The 19,123-nt window shown below is 65.1% G+C and carries 22 protein-coding genes; 7 read left to right on the plus strand and 15 right to left on the minus strand.

Annotated elements, in window-relative coordinates; genetic code table 11:
• Positions 1-368: hypothetical protein (locus VN047_RS19200; protein WP_325545517.1), on the minus strand; the 368-nt coding region annotated here is incomplete at its 3' end.
• A 24-nt stretch (positions 369-392) separates the two neighbouring features.
• Here VN047_RS19200 and VN047_RS19205 point away from each other — a divergent pair.
• Positions 393-863, plus strand: a complete 471-nt coding sequence (locus tag VN047_RS19205) for an RcnB family protein (protein ID WP_325545518.1) — start codon at positions 393-395, stop codon at positions 861-863.
• A gap of 164 nt (positions 864-1,027) precedes the next feature.
• A complete protein-coding gene (locus VN047_RS19210) occupies positions 1,028-2,299 on the plus strand; it encodes an amidohydrolase family protein (protein ID WP_325545520.1) in 1,272 nt (423 codons plus the stop codon).
• A gap of 2 nt (positions 2,300-2,301) precedes the next feature.
• On the opposite strand, the gene VN047_RS19215 is transcribed toward VN047_RS19210, so the two are convergent.
• On the minus strand, positions 2,302-4,941 hold the full coding sequence (locus VN047_RS19215) for an EAL domain-containing protein (RefSeq protein ID WP_325545521.1): 2,640 nt from the start codon (positions 4,939-4,941) through the stop codon (positions 2,302-2,304).
• A 147-nt stretch (positions 4,942-5,088) separates the two neighbouring features.
• Between VN047_RS19215 and VN047_RS19220 the strand changes: the two genes are divergently transcribed.
• Positions 5,089-6,120: a fatty acid desaturase family protein gene (locus tag VN047_RS19220; RefSeq protein WP_325545523.1), complete on the plus strand. Its 1,032-nt coding sequence runs from the start codon at positions 5,089-5,091 to the stop codon at positions 6,118-6,120.
• A 3-nt stretch (positions 6,121-6,123) separates the two neighbouring features.
• Here VN047_RS19220 and VN047_RS19225 read toward each other — a convergent pair whose 3' ends face one another.
• The 3 genes from VN047_RS19225 to VN047_RS19235 are packed head-to-tail and all read right to left on the minus strand — an operon-like array spanning position 6,124 to position 8,700.
• On the minus strand, positions 6,124-6,603 hold the full coding sequence (locus tag VN047_RS19225; RefSeq protein WP_325545525.1) for an asparaginase domain-containing protein: 480 nt from the start codon (positions 6,601-6,603) through the stop codon (positions 6,124-6,126).
• On the minus strand, positions 6,600-7,085 hold the full coding sequence (locus VN047_RS19230; RefSeq protein ID WP_325545527.1) for a DUF3291 domain-containing protein: 486 nt from the start codon (positions 7,083-7,085) through the stop codon (positions 6,600-6,602). Before VN047_RS19230 ends, VN047_RS19225 begins: the two co-directional genes overlap by 4 nt.
• A gap of 13 nt (positions 7,086-7,098) precedes the next feature.
• Positions 7,099-8,700 carry a lysine--tRNA ligase gene (locus tag VN047_RS19235; RefSeq protein ID WP_325545529.1) on the minus strand — a complete coding sequence of 534 codons (1,602 nt, stop codon included), beginning with the start codon at positions 8,698-8,700 and terminating at the stop codon, positions 7,099-7,101.
• Positions 8,701-8,806: 106 nt separating this feature from the next.
• On the opposite strand from VN047_RS19235, the gene VN047_RS19240 reads away from it, so the two are divergent.
• From VN047_RS19240 to VN047_RS19250, 3 genes are read left to right on the plus strand one after another with little or no spacing between them, the layout of a single operon-like run.
• Positions 8,807-9,175 (plus strand): PilZ domain-containing protein, encoded by a 369-nt coding sequence (locus tag VN047_RS19240; protein ID WP_325545531.1) that lies wholly within the window; start codon positions 8,807-8,809, stop codon positions 9,173-9,175.
• A gap of 54 nt (positions 9,176-9,229) precedes the next feature.
• Positions 9,230-11,965 (plus strand): ATP-dependent DNA helicase, encoded by a 2,736-nt coding sequence (locus VN047_RS19245; RefSeq protein WP_325545533.1) that lies wholly within the window; start codon positions 9,230-9,232, stop codon positions 11,963-11,965.
• Between the two features lie 57 nt (positions 11,966-12,022).
• Positions 12,023-12,574, plus strand: coding sequence for a SixA phosphatase family protein (locus tag VN047_RS19250; RefSeq protein ID WP_325545535.1), 552 nt, complete (start codon positions 12,023-12,025; stop codon positions 12,572-12,574).
• Positions 12,575-12,577: 3 nt separating this feature from the next.
• Here VN047_RS19250 and VN047_RS19255 read toward each other — a convergent pair whose 3' ends face one another.
• The 5 genes from VN047_RS19255 to rpmF form a co-directional block, all read right to left on the minus strand.
• Positions 12,578-12,973, minus strand: coding sequence for a MerR family transcriptional regulator (locus VN047_RS19255; protein ID WP_325545536.1), 396 nt, complete (start codon positions 12,971-12,973; stop codon positions 12,578-12,580).
• A 29-nt stretch (positions 12,974-13,002) separates the two neighbouring features.
• A complete protein-coding gene (locus VN047_RS19260; RefSeq protein WP_325545538.1) occupies positions 13,003-13,296 on the minus strand; it encodes an integration host factor subunit alpha in 294 nt (97 codons plus the stop codon).
• A 152-nt stretch (positions 13,297-13,448) separates the two neighbouring features.
• Positions 13,449-14,414, minus strand: a complete 966-nt coding sequence (locus VN047_RS19265; RefSeq protein WP_325545540.1) for a beta-ketoacyl-ACP synthase III — start codon at positions 14,412-14,414, stop codon at positions 13,449-13,451.
• Positions 14,411-15,445, minus strand: a complete 1,035-nt coding sequence (gene plsX, locus VN047_RS19270; RefSeq protein ID WP_325545542.1) for a phosphate acyltransferase PlsX — start codon at positions 15,443-15,445, stop codon at positions 14,411-14,413. Before plsX ends, VN047_RS19265 begins: the two co-directional genes overlap by 4 nt.
• Positions 15,446-15,473: 28 nt before the next feature.
• Positions 15,474-15,653 carry a 50S ribosomal protein L32 gene (gene rpmF / locus VN047_RS19275; protein ID WP_011541714.1) on the minus strand — a complete coding sequence of 60 codons (180 nt, stop codon included), beginning with the start codon at positions 15,651-15,653 and terminating at the stop codon, positions 15,474-15,476.
• 329 nt (positions 15,654-15,982) lie between these two features.
• On the opposite strand from rpmF, the gene VN047_RS19280 reads away from it, so the two are divergent.
• Positions 15,983-16,423, plus strand: a complete 441-nt coding sequence (locus VN047_RS19280; RefSeq protein WP_325545544.1) for an MAPEG family protein — start codon at positions 15,983-15,985, stop codon at positions 16,421-16,423.
• A 31-nt stretch (positions 16,424-16,454) separates the two neighbouring features.
• Here VN047_RS19280 and VN047_RS19285 read toward each other — a convergent pair whose 3' ends face one another.
• The 5 genes from VN047_RS19285 to VN047_RS19305 form a co-directional block, all read right to left on the minus strand.
• Positions 16,455-17,123: an MBL fold metallo-hydrolase gene (locus VN047_RS19285; RefSeq protein WP_325545546.1), complete on the minus strand. Its 669-nt coding sequence runs from the start codon at positions 17,121-17,123 to the stop codon at positions 16,455-16,457.
• A 46-nt stretch (positions 17,124-17,169) separates the two neighbouring features.
• Positions 17,170-17,589, minus strand: a complete 420-nt coding sequence (locus tag VN047_RS19290; protein ID WP_325545548.1) for an NADH-quinone oxidoreductase subunit A — start codon at positions 17,587-17,589, stop codon at positions 17,170-17,172.
• 112 nt (positions 17,590-17,701) lie between these two features.
• Positions 17,702-18,022 (minus strand): DMT family transporter, encoded by a 321-nt coding sequence (locus tag VN047_RS19295; RefSeq protein ID WP_325545550.1) that lies wholly within the window; start codon positions 18,020-18,022, stop codon positions 17,702-17,704.
• A 129-nt stretch (positions 18,023-18,151) separates the two neighbouring features.
• On the minus strand, positions 18,152-18,730 hold the full coding sequence (locus tag VN047_RS19300; protein ID WP_325545551.1) for a retropepsin-like aspartic protease family protein: 579 nt from the start codon (positions 18,728-18,730) through the stop codon (positions 18,152-18,154).
• Between the two features lie 35 nt (positions 18,731-18,765).
• The coding region (locus VN047_RS19305; protein ID WP_325545553.1) for a hypothetical protein at positions 18,766-19,123 on the minus strand (358 nt) is incomplete at its 5' end.

Genomic DNA, 19,123 nt, shown 5'->3' on the forward strand with positions numbered 1-19,123 from the left:
GATCTGGCGGCGAAGCCCGTCGTGGCGGCAATTGGGGCGGCCAGGCCCGCCCCGAGCGCCAGCGAAGCCAGCAACCGGAAGCCCAGCGCCAGCAGCGCAGCGAGGCGCGCGAGCAGCAACGGCAACAACGCGGCAACGACCAGCAGCGACAGGCGCAGCGGCAGCAGTGGCAGCAGCAGCGCGGGAACGAGCAGCAGCGTCAGCAATGGCAGCAGCGCGGCAATGACCAGCAACGGCAGGCACAGCGTCAGCAGTGGCAACAACGTCAGGCCGATCAGCGTCAGCGCGGCGGCACTTATGATCGCAATCGCGACGGTCGCACCGATCGCCAGTGGGATCGCAACCGCAATGGCCAGGTTGACCGCCAATGGGATCGCAATCGCAATGGGCAGGTGGATCGTCGCTACGACCGCAACCGCAACGGCGACCTCGACCGCCGCTGGGACCGCAACGACAACAATCGCGTCGATCGTCGCTACGACCGCAATCGCAACGGATATGTCGACCGGCGCTACCGCGACGGGCGTAACGACCGCTGGGATCGCAACAACAGCCGCTGGAACCGCGACTGGCGCAGCGACCGCCGCTACGACTGGCGCAGCTATCGCGACCGGAACCGCAGCCATTACCGCATGCCGCGCTATTACAATCCGTATCGCGGATATGGCTACACGCGGTTCAGCATCGGTTTCAGCCTGAACTCGCTGTTTTACAGCCAGCGCTACTGGATCAATGATCCGGGCTATTACCGCCTGCCGCCCGCTTATGGGGGCTATCGCTGGATCCGCTATTACGACGATGCGCTTCTGGTCGATACCTACTCGGGCGAAGTGGTCGACGTAATCCACGATTTCTTCTGGTAATATTCCTTTCGGTTACCCGAAGACAAACTGAGGGGCTGGCTTGTCCAGCCCCCTTTTTTTTCGGCGCGGCCGGCTTGACCGGACCCTCCTTTTATACCTTATACGCTTGCTCTCCCGGGACCGACACGGCGGAGGATGCCCGGGCATAAACGGGGGGAGTTTTCATGCGTAAACTGGGAATGGTCGCGGCCGCGACGCTGGCGCTGCTCGGCACGACGTCATACGCAAAAACCACGGTCATCTATGCCGGGCGCGTCATCACCGACGCGACCAAGCCCGCGCAGGGCCCCTCGACGATCCTCATTACCGACGACCGCATCACCTCGATCGCCGCGGGCCGTACCGAAGCCCCCGCAGGGGCCGAAATCGTCGATCTCGGCGACAAGACCCTGCTGCCCGGCCTGATCGACCTCCATGTCCACCTGACCGGCGATCCCGGCGACGATTATCGCGCGGCGGCGGTCGATCCCGACGAATGGGGCGTCGTTGTCGGAGCAAAGAACGCCGCCATCACGCTGCGCGCAGGCTTTACGACGGTCCGCGAGGCCGGATCGGCGCAATATACTGCCTATTCGCTCCGCCGCGGCACCGCGAACGGCTTTATCGAAGGACCGCGCATCATCGCCGCCGGTCCCGCGCTCTCGATCATCGGCGGCCACGGCGACGTCACCGGCTTCCGCGAGGATGTCCATGACGTGCTCGACCAGGGCTATACCTGCACCGGCCCGCTCGAATGCGCCGAAAAGGTGCGCAAGGCCTCGCGCGCCGGCGCCGACGTCATCAAGATCACCGCGACCGGCGGCGTGCTGTCGCAGCAGGGTCGCGGGCTTGAGGGCCATTTCACCAGTCCCGAACTGCAAAGCATCGCCGATACTGCCCATTCGCTCGGCCTCAAGGTGATGGCGCATGCGCATGGCGCGGGCGGAATCAAGGCGGCCGCGGCGGCGGGCATCAACAGCATCGAACATGGCACCTTCGCCGACGACGAAACACTGAAGGTCATGAAGGCCAAGGGCACCTACCTCGTCCCGACGCTGATGGCGTTCGAAGGGATTCGCGAACGGCTCGGCAAGGGCATCTATACGCCAACGGTCGAGGAAAAGGTGCGCATGACGATGAACGACGTCGGCAAGGCGGTCGGCCGCGCCAAGGCGCTGGGCGTACCCATCGCCTTCGGCACCGACGCCGGGGTGTTCGAACATGGCCGCAACGGCGGCGAGTTCGCGCTGCTCGTCAAATACGGGCTGACCCCGCAAGAGGCGCTCGCCAGCGCGACGACGGTCGCGGCGAAGCTCCTGTCGATGGAAGGCGAGATCGGGCGCATCGCGCCGGGCATGTCGGCCGACATGATCGCGGTGTCGGGCGATCCGCTCGCCGATGTGCGCGCGCTCGAAAAGGTTGACTGGGTGATGGCGCGCGGGCGGATCGCCGACTGACGTCAGGCGGCGCGGCGCACACGCGCCCGCGTGGGCGCAGCTGCCTTGCTCCCGATCAGGGTATCGATATCGACCGCGACGGCGAATTTGACGCCAACGCGGTTGCCATGGGACCAGCGCGCCTCGGCATCGATGACATGGTCCGGCCCGAATTCCAGCACAAGCGGCGTTTCCGGGGGGACGTTCCACAGTCCCTCGACCAGCGCGCCGCGGGACGACATGTTGCGCACGATCGCTTCATATCGATAACCGCCGCTTGCGACCTGGATGGTACGAAAGACGGTCAGCCGGGGCTCGCGTGCGCTCTTGTAGCCGTTCGCCTCGACCCGGCCGCCGCCTTCCCGCAGCAGTGCCAGCACCTCGACCAGATCCATCGGCTTTCCATAGATATAGCCTTGGACGTGACTGCACCCGAGCCCGCGGATCAGCGCGAGGTCGTCGTGCGTCTCGACGCCCTCCGCGGTGGTTTCCATGTTCAATGCGGTAGCAAGGCCGACGATCGACGAGATGATCGCGGCGTTCATGCTGCCCGGATCGGCGGCACCGAGGACGAAGCTCTGGTCGATCTTGATCTTGTCGAACGGCGCCTTCTTCAGATAGCCGAGCGCCGAATAGCCGGTACCGAAATCGTCGAGCGCCAGCCGCACCCCTGTCCGTTTCAGCTTCCGGAACATCGCGAGGTTTTCGGGACTTTCGTCGAGGAAAACGCCTTCCGTGATTTCGAGCTCGAGCTGTTCGGGGCGGATACCCGCGGCCGACACGGCGCTGAGGATCGTCGCAGGCAGCTTTTCATTGGCGAACTGGCGCGGCGAAACATTGACCGCAACGCGGTAGCCGGGACCCAGAAGCGCAATACTCGCGCAGGCAGTACGGATGATCCATTCGCCGATCGGCACGATCAGGTTCGATTCCTCGGCGATCGGAATGAACTTTGACGGGCTGATCAGGCCTTCGGTCGCATGGTGCCAGCGGATCAGCGCCTCGAATCCGGTGATCCGCTCGCTGCCGACATCGACGATCGGCTGGTACAGCAGTTTCAGCTCGTCCTTTACCAGCGCTTCGCGCAACGCGTCCTCGATCGCCTTGCGCTCGCTCGCCTGATTATGCATCGCATCGGCATAGAAGCGGTACACGCCGCGCCCGGCGTCCTTCGCAGCATAAAGCGCAAGGTCGGCGTTGCGGACGAGCGCCGACGCACTCACCCCCTGCCCGTCCGACACTGCAATGCCGAGCGACGATCCGATGCGGACCTGCTCGCCCTCGATCGCGAAAGGCTTGGCGAGACTGAGGATGATGGCATTGGCGATGCCCGCCAGCTTTTCGGGCTGGCTCATCTGCGGCACCACGATCTGGAACTCGTCACCGCCGAGCCGCCCGACCTGCCCCTTGTCGCCGACGATCTGCGTCAGCCGCCCGGCGACCTGCTGCAACAGTTGATCACCCACCGGATGCCCCAGCGTGTCGTTCACCGCCTTGAAGCGGTCCAGATCCATCAGCAACAGCGCAACAGGCTGCGGCTGGCCGCTGTGGCTTTTGAGCGCGCGTTCGAGCAGGTCGGTGATGTGGCGCCGGTTCGCAAGACCCGTCAGCGTGTCGTAGCGCGCGAGCTGGTTGATTTCGCGCTCCGACCTCTTCTTGTCGGTGAGATCGGTGCCGCTGCCGCGGAACCCCTGGAAATTGCCGAGCTCGTTGCTGATCGGATGGCCCGAGATCGACCACCATCGCTCCGCGCCAGGTACCGCAGCCTGTACGGTCAATTCCTTGAACGGCGTCCGCGACGACAGGCTGAAACCCAGTGTGCGTTCCTCGCTCTCGTCGTTGCCGATCCGTTTGCGGATAATGTCGGTAAAGGGCTGACCCAGAACATCGGCCAGCGGCCGGTCCAGCCGCGCCGCGACGGTCGGCGAAATATAAACGAGCTGGCCATAACGATCGGTTTCCCAGAACCAGCCGCGTCCGGCGCGCTCGAAATCGCGCATCAGGTTGAGCGCGCGCTGCTGGTCGCTGATGCGGAAGCGCGCCGTCCGGGTCGCACGGCGCTGATGCCTGATATCCTCGCGCATCATGACGATCAGCAGGCCGAGGAAAACAAGCCCTGCGACGCCGAATGGCCACGACGCGACACCGATCGCGCCGCCGAGCGCGGTCGCGCCTGCGAAGGTAAAAAAGGCGGGCCGGACGATCGCCGCCGCCGAAGCAGCAACGAGCAGCGAGCCGATCTGGATCGCGGTAAAGGCATCAAAATAGGCCCCGCCGTCGGGAATCGCGATCGCGGCGAACATCGCCGCCGCATTGAGCAGGGACCCCAGCGCGATCAGCGCCATGCACAGGGTCATCAGCAGGCGCAATCTGCGCTGCGTGATCGGACGGGGACGTCGCATCGCCTGCCCGGTCACGGTCAGCACGATGTCGCAAGGCAGGCCGGCCGCCATCACCAGCCATTGCGCGGGATGGTCGAGGAAACCCGCAACACCCGGGAGGACGGCAAGCGCTACGAACACGAGCGCGCGGCTGATCAGCACATAGTGCCACAGCTGCGCCACGCGGATCAGACGCGCCACGAACTCCGGCGAATCGAACAGCGATTCGGCGAATGGCAGCTCGCTCGCCGCCGGCCTGATGATGTTATGGCGAACCCCCAATTTCCCGCACTTCCTGCTCGTCTGTCGCGGAAAGGCCCTGCGCCGGACAGGGTTGCCAAATCCTTACTGCAAGCGCGTGATTTCCGCCGATATTGTGCCAAAACGGAAGGGGTTTGGTTTCGGTTCGCAACTTGTTATAGATGGGTCATGCCCGCCGTCCGCCTCTTTCCGCCCGACCGCTTCTTCGACCGCGCCGAATGGTCCGCGATCACACGTGCGTCGTCATGGCGCGGCGTCTGGCTGGTCGCGCACGCCTGGATCGTGAGCATCGCGCTCGTCGGACTCGCGGCATGGTCGCAGAACCCCGCAGCGTGGGCCCTCGCAATCATCTTCGTCGGCGGACGCCAACTCGGCCTTGCGATCCTGATGCACGATGCCGCGCACGGCGCGCTGCATCCGAACCGGAAACTCAACAATTTTCTTGGTCAGTGGCTGACCGGTGCGGCGGTCGGATCAGACCTGATCGCCTATCGCACCTATCATCTGCAGCATCACAAATTCACCCAGCAGCCCGAAGACCCCGACCTGTCGCTGTCCAAACCTTTCCCCACCACGCGCGCCAGCCTGTGGCGCAAGGTATTGCGCGACCTGACCGGGCAGACCTTCTTCAAGCAGCGGATGGCGCAGTTCGGATTCGCCTTCGTCGGCCTGAAAGCCATTCTGCGCGGCGAGCAGGGGCAGAAAAGCGGCGCAAGCACCAAGGCCGGGACGCCGTTCAACAAGCAGTCTGATGACGGCATGACGTCACCGACGATCGACGTCGCCGGGGCGACAGCGGTGGCGCGCGCGGTGGGGCGCTTCCTCGTCGTGCAGGCGGCACTCCTCGCCGCCTCGCTCGCGCTCTATGGCTGGACGCCGTACCTGCTCTGGCTCGCCGGACTGGCGACGACCTTCCAGCTCTATCTGCGCATCCGCAATATCGCCGAGCATGCGTGCACGACGACGGGGAGCGAGGATCCCTTCACCCATGCGCGGACCACCAACGCCGGCTGGCTGGCGCGCGCCACGGTCGCTCCATATTGGGTGAATTATCACGCCGAGCATCACCTGTTCATGGGTGTGCCCTGCTATCGCCTGCCCCAAGTTCATGCCGCACTCGGCCGCGCGGGCAAACATGATTCGATGACGATTGCGCCCGGCTATGCCGCGGTGCTGCGTCAGGTCACCGCGAAGGGCTGAGCCCTATTCCGCGATGAAGCGCTGGCCAGCCCGGTCCTTGACCGTCTTTTCGGGGTCGAAGATCATCCCGTTCATCGCGACATAGATGCCGGGCGGCAACGTCTGCACGGCCGCCAGCGCAAAGCCGACGTTGAACTCGGCATCGCTCGCGCGCACCGACGCGGGCTGCATTGCCCCGGTCATCACGATCGTCTTGCCGGTAATTCCCGCGAGCACGCGGCCGGTGACGACCATCGTGTCGGTGCCGTGGGTGACAAGGATGCGCGAGGCATCGCTCGCAGCCACTGCGGCGCGGATCGTCTCGCGGTCGGCATCGTCAAGTTCGAGGCTGTCCTTGCGCATCAGCTGCGTCACGCGGTGCGGCACATGGACATTATTCTCGCGCAGCATGTCGGGGATTGCCGCGGGGCCGATCTGGAATTCCGAGAGCGCGTCGAAATAGACCTTGTCGATCGTTCCGCCGGTCGTGAAAATATCGATCATGCACATTCGTCCTGTACCGGGAGCGCCGGGGTGCCGTCGGGCGCGGCGAACGGTCGCTTGAAGGTGAAAGCCTCGGCGGTCGGTCCGTTCGCTTCGATCATCGCGATCCGCGCCATGCCCTCTGCCACGGTCGGAAGATGCCCCGCCGGAACCCACCACAACGCCTGATAGACAGCCATATGGTCGAACCATTCCTTGCGCCGCTTCATGATCGTCAGATGATCGGGCGTACGATAGACATAGGCCGCAAGCGCATCGATATCGCGCCACACCGACATGTTCGCGATCAGGTGCGGGTCGTCGGTGACCGGCACGTCGGTCGCATTGTTGCCCTCGCCGGTGAGCCGCCAGACGAAGCCGTCGGCGGCCTCGGCGACCGCGTTCACATGATCGAGCGCATCCATGAATTCGCGGTTCGCGACATGGCCGGGCGGCAGACGAAAGCGGCCGATGTTGATCTGTGCCAGCTCGTAACCCGCCATATCATGCTTCCCCTCAGGTCAAGGCCTCGGCGATCAGCCGCCGCGTGTTGTCGATCCCGAACAGCGCGATGAAGCTGCCCATGCGCGGCCCCGCGCTCGACCCGAGCAAAGTCTCGTAGAGCGCCCTGAACCAGTCGCGAAGGCTTTCAAAGCCATAGGCCTCGTTCTTGCCGATTTCGTAGACGATGTTCTGGATATCGTCGGCCGAGGCATCGGCGGGCAGCGCGGCGAGCTTGTCGTCGAGTTCCTTCAGCGCTGCTTCCTCGCCGCCCGCCGGCTTGCGGCGATTGAGCGACGGCGCGACATAATCGCGATTATACGCCATCGCGTTGTCGATCAGCCGGTCGAGCTCGGGCCAGGTTGCCGCGTCGGCCCCCTCGACATACCGGCCGAGATAGCGCCAGATCTGCTCCTTCGACGCATCGGCGCCCATCACCGCAACGAGGTTCAACAGCAGACCGAAGGTCACCGGCAATTCAGCCGCGGGAACATCCTCGCCCCGCGCAACATGGACATGGTGTACCGGATTGCCGAGCCGCTTGTCGGGCTCCTGCCCCGGATAGCTGCCGCGCATCTGCAGATATTCGTCGATCGCCTTCGGAATTACGCCGATATGCAGTTGCTTCGCCGCCTTGGGCTCGCGGTACGCGAAAAATGCCAGGCTTTCCTCGCTGCCATAGTCGAGCCACTGTTCGAGGCTGAGGCCATTGCCCTTCGACTTCGAAATCTTCTCGCCCTTTTCGTCGAGGAACATTTCGTAGATCAGCCCCTCGGGCTTGCGTCCACCGAGCGCCTTGGCGATCTTGCCCGACTGGACGCCGCTGTCGGTCAGGTCCTTGCCGTACATCTCGTAATCGACGCCGAGCGCGACCCAGCGCATCGCCCAGTCGACCTTCCACTGAAGCTTTGCACCTCCACCGAGGACCGAATGCGTGATCGTCTCGCCCTCGTCCTCGAACGACACGAGGCCCTTGTCGGCATCGACGACGGTCACCGGGACCTGCAGCACGATTCCCGATTTCGGGCTGACCGGCAGGATCGGTGAATAGGTCGCGGCGCGTTCGGCGCGCAGCGTCGGCAACATGATGTCGAGGATGTCCTGATTGTGGCGCAGGACATTCTTGAGCGCATCGTCGAACGCACCCGCCGTGTACTGTTCGGTCGAGCTGACAAATTCATACTCGAAGCCAAAGCGATCGAGAAACTCGCGCAGCATCGCATTGTTATGATGCGCGAAACTTTCATACTTCCCGAACGGATCGGGAATAGCGGTCAGCGGCTTGCCCAGATATTCGCGCAGCATGTCGCCGTTCGGCACATTGTCGGGAACCTTGCGCAGCCCGTCCATGTCGTCACTGAACGCGACGAGCCGCGTCGGCGCGCCGCCGGTCAGCGCCTCATAGGCGCGGCGGACCATCGTCGTGCGCAGCACCTCGTTGAAGGTGCCGATATGCGGCAGCCCCGAGGGACCATAGCCGGTCTCGAACAGCACCGCCTCGCCGCCGGGCTTGCCATCCGGATAGCGTTTGACCAGCTTGCGCGCTTCCTCGAACGGCCAGGCCTTGGACGTTTGCGCCGGTTCGCGCAGCGAAGGATGAAGGTGCAGGTCAGTCATGCCGCGCCCATAGCGGGAAGCGGCGCCAAATCGAAAGGCAAAATTGTCCCGGCCCGGCGCAACATCGTTACCGGAAAATTTACCACGATCCATTAGTGTCCCGGACATGGACAATTTTCGCACTCCCAAGGCTCGCGGCCACAAGCGCACCCCGGTTTCGATCGACGTTACGGTCAACGGCGTGCTCAACTTCGTCGACGGACGGATCACCGACCTGTCCGAAGGCGGCGCGCGCATCGACGGCGCGAGCATGCCAGCGCGGTCGCGCTGCGAAGTCCATTTTGGCGGGCAGGTGACCTATGCGGTCGTCATGTGGTCGGAGTTCGACCGCATGGGCGTGCGCTTCCCTTATGAACTCGCGCACGGACCTCTCTACAACGCGCTGAAGCGCGCGCGGAATGCATCGATGATCGAGCCCGCGCAGATTTTCCAGACGGCCCGCCCGGTCGCCTTTGGACGCCGCGGGCTTTCCTGATCAATCCATCGCGGCCGCCTTGCCGCGTTCGCCTTTTGTCCCTAACCACGGACGATGGCGCCCGACCCGCTCACCCTTCCCGCGATCCACGCGAGTCATATCGGCATCTGGATCGCCGACGCGCACGGACGCGTCCAGCGGGTGGGGCGCGGCGAAGCGATCGCGGCGGTCGCTGCGACGCCGCACCTGCTTCTGAACGCGACGCTGACCGGCGACCGGCTCGGCTATCCCGAACTGTCGGGGCTCGACCTGCTCGAACTGTTCGCCTTCCTCTATCCCGCACGGTTTGCCGTGCCGACGCCGGCAGGCATCGCCGCCACGATCGGGCTGGCTCCGCCCCAAAGCGAGGAAGCTATCGCCGCTTTCCTGCCGCAAGCGGCGGCCACGATGCTCGCGAGCCTCGACGACCCCGACTGGCCCGAACGCGAGGGCGCGTGGCATGGCGTGCAGGCGCTTTCGCGCCAGCGCTGGTCGTGGTCGCCGCTGATCCAGCCGCGCCTGTCGGTGCCCGAAGGCAATGAGCGCTGGCTGTTCGCGCGCCTGCCTGAATGGGAGGAAGCACCGCCGCGCGGGTCACCGCGGCAGGTCACGATCAACGCCGACGACGTCGCTGCCCGGCTCGACCGCCTCACCGGCGACGGCGCCGAGCGCCGACCGGGGCAACAGGATTACGCCCGCGCGACCACCGCCATCTTCGCCCCGCGCGAGCGCAAGGACGCTCCCGAAATGCTGGTCGCCGAAGCGGGCACGGGCATCGGCAAGACATTGGGATATCTTGCTCCCGCCAAGCAGTGGATCGATCAGTCGGCGGGCGCCATCTGCATCTCGACCTTCACCAAGGCATTGCAGCGCCAGCTGTCGCGCGAGACCGAGAAGCTTTACCCCGACGCGGCGACGCATCGTGAAAAGGTCGTCGTGCGCAAGGGCCGGGAAAACTATCTGTGTCTCCTCAATCTCGAGGACGCGCTGCAAGGCGGCTTTTCGGGACGCGCCGCGGTCCTCGCGCAGCTCGTCGCGCGCTGGGCGGCGTACACGCGCGACGGCGACATGATCGGCGGCGACCTGCCCGGCTGGCTCCCCGCGCTGTTCCGCCGTAACGGCACCACCGCGCTCACCGACCGGCGCGGCGAGTGCATCTATGCGGGCTGCCCGCATTTCCGGAAATGCTTCATCGAACATTCGGCGCGCGCGGCGACGCAGGCCGATATCGTCATCGCCAATCACGCGCTGACGATGGTGCAGGCAGCGCGGCCGCGCGACGGAGGCGCGCCCGCGACGCGGCTGATCTTCGACGAGGGCCATCATCTTTGGGACGCCGCCGACAGCATGTTCGCCGCCGCGCTGACGGGACAGGAAGCGGTCGAAATCCGTCGCTGGGTGCTGGGCCCCGAAGGCAAGTCGCGCGGGCGACGGCGCGGGCTCGCAGCGAGGCTCGCCGACGTCGCAAGCTATGACGAGGCGGGCGATCGCGCAATCCAGGCCGCGATCGCAGCGGCGGGCGAACTGCCCGGCGACGGATGGCTTGGCCGGCTATCCGAAAACGACCCGTGGGGCGCAACCGAGCGGCTGCTCGTCGCCGTGCGCGCCATGGTCTATGCGCGCGCGGTCGATACGCGCACCGCCGACGCGGGCTATGGCCTCGAGACCGAACTCGCCGATCCGGATTCCGGGCTGGTGACCGCCGCGGCAAACACGAGCGACGCGATCGAGGCGCTTCTGCGCCCGTTGATGGCGCTCGGCAAAAGGCTTGAGGCACTGATAGAGGATCCGCCCGACTGGCTCGACGGGCAAGCCCGGGCAAGGGTCGACGGGGCGCGGCACAGCCTCGGCACGCGCATCGATACGCTCGGCGGCTGGCTCTCGCTGCTCGGCCGCGTCGGCGGTCCCGCCGACCCCGATTTCGTCGACTGGCTCGCGGTCGATCGCTACGACGGGCGTGAGTTCGACTGCGGCCTCCATCGGCACTGGCTCGACCCCGCGCGGCCGATCGCCGAGGTCGTATATCGGCCTGCGCAGGGCGTGCTCGTCACCTCGGCGACGCTGCGGAACGGCGGACATGGCAGCGGCGGCTGGACCGACGCCGACATCCGGACCGGCGCACGCCACATGGACGGCGGCGTCCAGCATTTCGCGGTGCCGAGCCCGTTCGATTATGCGCGCCAGTCCGAAGTGGTGATTGTCACGGACATCGCACGTGGCGACCTTCCCGCGCTCGCAGGCGCGTACAGCCGGCTGATCGAGGCGTCGGGCGGCGGCGCACTGGGGCTGTTCAGCGCGATCCGGCGGCTGCGCATTGTCCATTCGCGGATCGCCGACCGGCTGGCGCGCGCCGGGCTGCCGCTCTTCGCGCAGCATGTCGATCCGCTCGACACGGGGACGCTGGTCGATATTTTCCGCGCGGATCCGCACGCCTCGCTGCTCGGCACTGATGCCTTGCGCGACGGCGTCGACGTTCCCGGCGATTCGCTGCGGCTCGTCGTGATGGAGGGGGTTCCCTGGCCGCGCCCGACGATCCTGCACGCGGCGCGGCGTGCGGCGCAGGGCGGCAGCGCCTATGACGACATGGTCATTCGTGCCCGCATCGGCCAGGCGTTCGGACGCCTGATCCGCCGCGCCGATGATTTCGGGCAATTCGTCATGCTCTCGCCGAGCTTTCCCTCGCGGCTGCTCAGCGCCTTTCCCGAAGGCACCCCGATCCGCCGCCTGCCACTCGACGAAGCGGTCAATCATGTCGCCGCGGCGAACGTGGAAAGGCGAAAAAGCGCGTTTGCGGCCTTTTCACCGTCATAAGTTTCCGGCACAAGGCCTGCGAAATTGAGGGATAGCGCAGCGGCGCGGGGAGAAATTTTGAAGACGTTGACCATCCTGCGCCACGCCAAATCGGGTTGGGACGTGGCCGTCGAGCGCGATTTTGACCGGCCGATCAACAAACGCGGTCAGCGCGGCGCCGAACTGATCGGGCAATATCTGAAGCGTCAGAAGTGGCCGGTCGACCAAATCATCGCCTCGCCTGCGGTGCGCGTGACCGAAACGCTCGACATCTTCCAGCCCGCCGCCGACCTCGACGCCATCGAACCCCATTGGGATCGGCGCATCTATCTCGCCTCGGCCGCGACGCTGATCGATGTCATCCGCGATACCGGACGCGACGCCGGGCATCTTTTGATATCAGGGCACAATCCCGGGCTCGAGGATCTGATCCTGATGCTCGTACCCGAATCGCCCGACGATGAATTGCGCGCCGAAGTCGAACAGAAGCTGCCGACATCGGCGCTGGCGCGGCTCGAACTCGATATTGCCGACTGGCACGATCTCGATGTGAACATGGCGCGCCTTGCGGGCTTCATCCGCCCGCGTGACCTCGACCCGACGCTCGCGCCGGCCATGGACGACGACTGACGCTCAGCCGATCGCGGCGGCAAGCCGCCGGCGAAGCGCAACCAGCGCCTCGACCGGAATGCCGCGTGGCGCGGCACTCGCGGGCATCGGATCGTCGAGCCCGCTCCGCGTCAGCGATGCCGGCGTATCTGCAGCCGGTTCATCAGCGGCTTTTCCCGAAAGCGCCTTGCGCGCGCCCTCGACGGTAAAACCCTGCACGTGCAGCAGATGGTGGATCCGCTCCGCGAGCGCGACATCTTCGGCGCGGTAATAGCGGCGGCGGCCCGAACGCTGGAGCGGCTTCAGCTGCGGAAACCGCGTTTCCCAATAGCGCAGCACGTGCGTCGGAACACCGATCCGTTCGGCAAGTTCGCCGATGGCGAGCATGGCGGCGGGTGCCTTGCCGCCATCGGTGGACATGTCAAAGCCCGCCACAGGCAAAGCCCGGCTTATTTGCCTGCGACGCGGGCACGCATCGTCTGGCTGGCACGGAAGGTCATGACCCGGCGCGGAAGGATCGGTACCTCGATACCGGTCTTGGGATTGCGGCCGATACGCTGCGCCTTGTCGCGCAGCACGAAGGTGCCAAAACCCGAAATCTTCACATTCTGCCCGTCGGCAAGCGCGTCGGACATATAGTCGAGAATCGATTCGACGATCGTCGCCGATTCATTGCGCGACAGCCCGATCTGCTGGTTGATCCGTGTCGCAATGTCGGCCCGGGTAAGCGTGCCTGCTGCCATGATGATCCCTTCCCCCTCATGAAGCGAAAATATGAGAACGGGTCCCTGACAGCCCCCACCGTCACGAGTCCCGTGCCTCTATGTAACAAAAGCGAATTAATCCGCCAAACTGAAACGGATGGAGCGAGAAGTTGATGCGTCAAATCGAGACGTCAAACGCGAAGGACAGCTGCCCCCCATGTGAAGCCGCCGCCCATCGCCTCGAGCACGACGAGGTCGCCGCGCTTGATCCGCCCGTCGCGTACCGCGAGATCGAGTGCGAGGGGCACTGACGCCGCCGACGTATTGGCGTGCTGGTCGACGGTCAGCACGACGCGTTCGGCGGGCAAGCCGAGCTTTTTTGCGGTCGCGTCGATGATGCGCTTGTTCGCCTGATGCGGTACGACCCAGTCGATGTCCTCAGCCGCAAGCCCGACGTCAGCCATCACTTCGCCGAGTACCGAGGCCAGGTTGGTGACGGCATGGCGGAACACTTCGCGGCCCTGCATGCGGACATGACCGACGGTCCCGGTGGTCGACGGTCCGCCGTCGACATAAAGCATGTCCGAATATTTGCCCTCGGCATGAAGCCGCGTCGCGAGAATTCCCTGATCGTCGTCGACATCCCGGGCCGACAGCACAATCGCACCCGCACCGTCGCCGAACAGGACGCACGTCGTGCGATCGTTCCAGTCGAGGATGCGGCTGAAGGTTTCCGAACCGATCACCAGCGCATGGTCGGCAGCCCCCGTACGCAGCATCGAGTCGGCGACCGAGACCGCATAGAGGAAGCCCGAGCAGACCGCGGCGACATCGAACGCAATGCAGTCGGGCGTGCCAAGCAGCGCCTGTACCTTGGTCGCGCTGGCCGGAAAGGTGTTATCGGGAGTTGCGGTCGCCACGATAATCAGGCCGATGTCCGACGGCGCGAGTCCCGCGGCTTTCAGCGCTTCGCGCGCGGCATCGGCGCCGAGCGTCGCAGTCGTCTCGTCGGGTTCGGCGATATGGCGAAAGCGGATACCGGTGCGTTCGACGATCCATTCGTCGCTCGTGTCGACGCGCCGGGCGAGTTCTTCGTTCGAAACGCGCGTGCGCGGAAGCGCCGAGCCGGTGCCCGCGAGAATCGCACGGCGCGTCATGCGGTGTCGCCGCGGCGGAAATTCGCGAGATCTTCGGTCACCTGACGCGTGATATCCTTTTCAATGAGTTCGGCGCAAAGATGGACGCAATTGGCGACCCCCTTCGCATCGGCACTGCCATGGCTCTTGAGCACGACCCCGTTGAGACCAAGGAAGACGGCGCCGTTGTGATTATTCGGGTCGAGATGATGGCGGAGCAATTCGGTCGCGGGGCGCGAGATCAGGAAACCGATCTTGGAGCGCGTCGAGCTCGTGAAGGCGCGGCGAAGCAGGTCGGTCACGAAACGCGCCGTTCCCTCGATCGTCTTCAGCGCTATATTGCCCGAAAAACCGTCGTGGACGATGACATCGACATTGCCGCGCGAAAGCTTGTCGCCCTCGATAAAGCCCGCGAACTCCATCGGCAGCCCCTTGGCCTCGCGGAGCATCGCGGCGGCATCGCGAATTTCGTCGGTGCCCTTGAGTTCCTCGGTGCCGATATTGAGCAGCGCGACGCGCGGCCGCTCGAGCCCCATCGCCGTACGCGCATAGGCAGCGCCCATTACCGCGAACTGCGTCAGGTTGGTCGCATCGCATTCGGTGTTCGCGCCAAGGTCGAGCATAACGACGTCGTTGTCGCCAAGCGTCGGCAACAACGCTGCGAGCGCCGGCCGGTCGATCCCCGGCATGGTGCGCAGGGCAAGCTTCGCCATCGCCATCAGTGCGCCGGTATTGCCTGCGGACACGGCACCGCCGGCGTCGCCGCGCTTCACCGCGTCGATCGCGAGCCCCATCGAGGTGCTTTTTGCCTTGCGCAGCGCCTGGCTGGGCTTGTCCTCGCCCGAAACGACGCCGTCGGTGTGGATGATGTCCGACGCCGCGCGCAGATTCGGGTGGTTTTCAAGCGCTGCCTTGATCTGCACCTCGTCTCCGACGAGGATGAAGCGGAGGCCGTCGTGTTTGTGGCGCGCCATCGCGGCGCCGGCGAGCATCATGCGCACGCCAACGTCACCGCCCATCGCATCGATTGCGATTCGCGGTGTCAGTACCATTCCGACGCCCTCCGGCTTAGGCCTTGGCTCAGGCGCCGACCGACACCACTTCACGGCCATTATAGTGGCCGCAGGCGTTGCAAAGGTTGTGCGGGCGCTTCAGCTCGCCGCAGTTCGGGCATTCCTGGAAGGCTTCGACCTTCAGGCTGTCGTGGCTGCGACGCATGCCGCGCTTCGAGGGCGAGGTTTTTCGCTTGGGAACGGCCATGATATTTCCTGCATTCTCAATAGTGTGTCACGAATCGGCATACCCGGATTTGTCATTCCCGTCGCCGGAAATAACTGGCCCGCCCGCCACGCTGAAGCTCAATCCTGCCAAATAGGGACAGGAAAAACCTTCCGCCGGAGGGTGCCTCAACGCCAGATGGTGTCGGGTGCCGGATCGGGCGCGGCTATAGCGTTTTTGCTCGTAAAGGCAAGCCCCGACCATCGATACGGCACGACCCTTGCCGACGCGTCACCGGAATGCCACACCTCTCCCGCTGCCGGCTTGCGAAACACTCCGCCGGCGGCGTGGGAACTGTGGGGGGAAGCCTGATGATAATCTTGCCGATCAGCCTGACGATCGCCGCCGGGGCGGCACTGCTCAATCTTTGGCTCAGCGTACGTGTCGGACGCGTGCGTACGCGGGAGAAAATCTTCGTTGGCGACGGCGGAAGCGAGCCGGTGACGCGGCGTATGCGCGCGCACAGCAATTTCGTCGAAAATACCGCATTCGTGCTGATCCTGCTTGTCCTGGTCGAACTTGGCATCGGATCGTCGATGTGGCTGTGGGGTGTGGGAGCGCTTTACCTTGTCGGACGCATCCTGCACGCGCTCGGCATGGACGGGATGATGTGGGGCCGGATGGCCGGCACCGTCATCACCATGCTGACGCAGCTCGGCCTCGCGATCGGCGCGATCGCGATCGTCTACCTGACGCCGACGGGCATCACGACCACTGCGGTGGAGGAAACGGTGATCACCGCGCCGAACTGATTTCTTCCCTCCCGCGCGCGGGAGGGAAGATTCAAGCCGTCCCCAGCGCCATGTCGCTCACGAACGGATTGGTGCGCCGTTCGTGCGCGAAATTGCTGTGCGCACCATGACCCGGCAGGAAAGTGGTGTCGCCGCCCAGTGGCCACAGCTTGCCGGTGATCGAATCGAGCAGTTGCTGATGATCGCCGCGCGGAAAATCGGTGCGGCCGATCGATCCCTGGAACAGCACGTCGCCGACGATCGCGAGTTTCGACGGCGCGTGGTGAAAGACGACGTGGCCGGGCGTGTGGCCGGGACAATGGATGACATCGATGACAAGGTTGCCGACGGTCACCGTGTCGCCGTCGGTGAGCCAGCGGTCGGGCTCGAACGGCTCGCCCACCATGCCGAACCGCGCACCGTCCTCGGCAAAGCGTTCGATCCAGAAGCGGTCGTCCTCGTGCGGCCCCTCGACCGGCACACCGAGTTCTTTCGCCAGCATGCCCGCCTGCCCGCAATGATCCATATGGCCGTGGGTGACGAGGATCTTTTCAACCTCGACCCCGGTCTGCCTGACGGCTTCCTTCAGCTTGGGAAGGTCGCCGCCCGGATCGACAAAGGCAGCCTTGTTGGTTTCGGTGCACCACAGGAGCGTGCAATTCTGCTGAAAGGCAGTAACCGGCACGATCGCCGCGCGCATCGGGGGGTTGGGAGCGTTCATGCCAGCGATTTGGGGAAAAGCGGCCCGATTGGCAAGGGCGGCGGACTCATTCCCAGTCGAGCGCGCCCTTCTTCCATTCGTAAATGAAGCCGACGGTCAGGATCGACAGAAAGATCATCATCGCACCCCACGCTTCCCAGCCGAGGTCGGTCACGACGACCGCCCACGGCCACAGGAACGCGGCCTCGAGGTCGAAGATGATGAACAGGATGGCGACGAGGTAGAAACGGACGTCGAACCGGCTGCGCGGCGCCTCGAACGCCGGAAAGCCGCACTCATATTCGGTCAGCTTTTCCGTCTCGGGCGCGTGCGTGCCGGTCAGGCGCGATATCGCCATCGGAAGGAAAACAAAGAGCAGCGAAATGGCGAGCGCTACGCCGAGGAAGATCAGAACGGGCAGATATTCGGTCAGGTCGAACGGGACGTGGGCCGGTGTTCCTGCTCCGGGTTTCGGGATGTCGGACATGGCTTTCCTGCATTTCAGTATCGCCGGGCCGTCCCGGACCTGAAACTGCAGCAGCAGCGGAGGACGTGGCCTCGCTCGGTGGCAGCCCGGCACGCAGCCGGGCGCTCGGCGCTCAGGCCGGAGACGAAATCTTCATCAGTACAAGACCGCTGACGATCAGGATTGCCGCGACCATGCGCATCGCACTCGCCTGCTCGCCCAGCACCAATATGCCGACCGCGAAGGCGCCGACGGCACCGATGCCGGTCCAGATGGTATAGGCGGTCCCGAGCGGAAGCGATTTCATCGAAAGCGAAAGGAGCGCGAAGCTGGCGATCATCGTCACGATGGTCACGACCGACGGCGTGAGCTTGGTGAAGCCTTCGGATTGCTTCATCGAAAACGCCCAGACGATTTCGAGCACGCCGGCAAATACAAGATAGATCCACGCCATGACAGCCTCCATACAAAGCTGCCGGGCCGTCCCGGACTTGTCATCCGCCACCGGCGGTCGAGGACGTGGCCTCGCGGCACCCCTTAGCTTCGGCTATCCCCGGAATCAACACCGGACCCGGTCGCACGCTCAGCGCAGAGTCATCGTATCGCCTTCGACGTTCACGGCGTCGAGCTTAGAAAGATAGCTCTGCCCGAGCAGCGACACACCCATGTCGGCATCGATCACTGCGGCTTGGACCTGCTGCACCTCGATCCCCTCGATCTCGACGCTGCTTAGCATGACCGTGCGCATCGGGATGTCCCCGCCCGCGGTGCGCGCGGTTCCGCTGATCGGCAAGCGATCGACGTCGATGCCGATTGCCTCGGCATCGCGGCGCGTCAGCGCGACGATCGATGCCCCGCTGTCGACCAGCATCCGGACGTTGGTGCCGTCGATGCTGGTATCGGCGTAGAAATGCGAGTCGCCCGAGCGACCGAGCCGGACCTCGCCGCCCGACGATCGGGAAGCGCTCGAAGACCGCGATTCGGGAGCCGAAGACCAGCCGCCGCCCCTGCTCTGCCCGGTGGTCCAGTTGCTATTGTCGTCGCCCTTGGCCTCGCCCGACGCCCGGGCATCGGCACCCGTCGCCGAGCGGCCGGCGAGCCCCGCCATGCCGATCGAGGCGACCGCGATCATCGCGGCCAATCCGAGGAAGCGTCCGAACATGGACGCCCTTGTCGCAGAACAGGGTTGGAGATTGGTTAAACGGGCTCTTCTATGAACGCGCGCCACGCCGGCTTTTCGCCGCGAATGCTATAGGTGATCCGCGCGCAGGCATAGGAGCGCCCCGGCCGATTGTCGGCCTCGGGCGCCGTCGCCGGCCAGGCTCCCTCGCCCTCTCCGCCGGCCGACCAGCAAACGAGTGCCTCGGCTTCCTCTCCCGCCTCGATCGCCGCGCGCTCGGCGGCGCTCAGCGAGGCGGGCGCGTTCCAGCCAAGAATCGCGCGGTGCGTGAAGCCCTTCGAGAAGAGCGCATGGAGGAACGGGCTGTCGCCCTCGCTGAGCAGCCTCTCGACGCGCGCGCGGTCGGCGGCGGTCAGCCATTTCCCGCCGAGCAGC

Source organism: Sphingopyxis sp., from assembly GCF_035565275.1.
Taxonomy (GTDB): Bacteria; Pseudomonadota; Alphaproteobacteria; order Sphingomonadales; family Sphingomonadaceae; genus Sphingopyxis.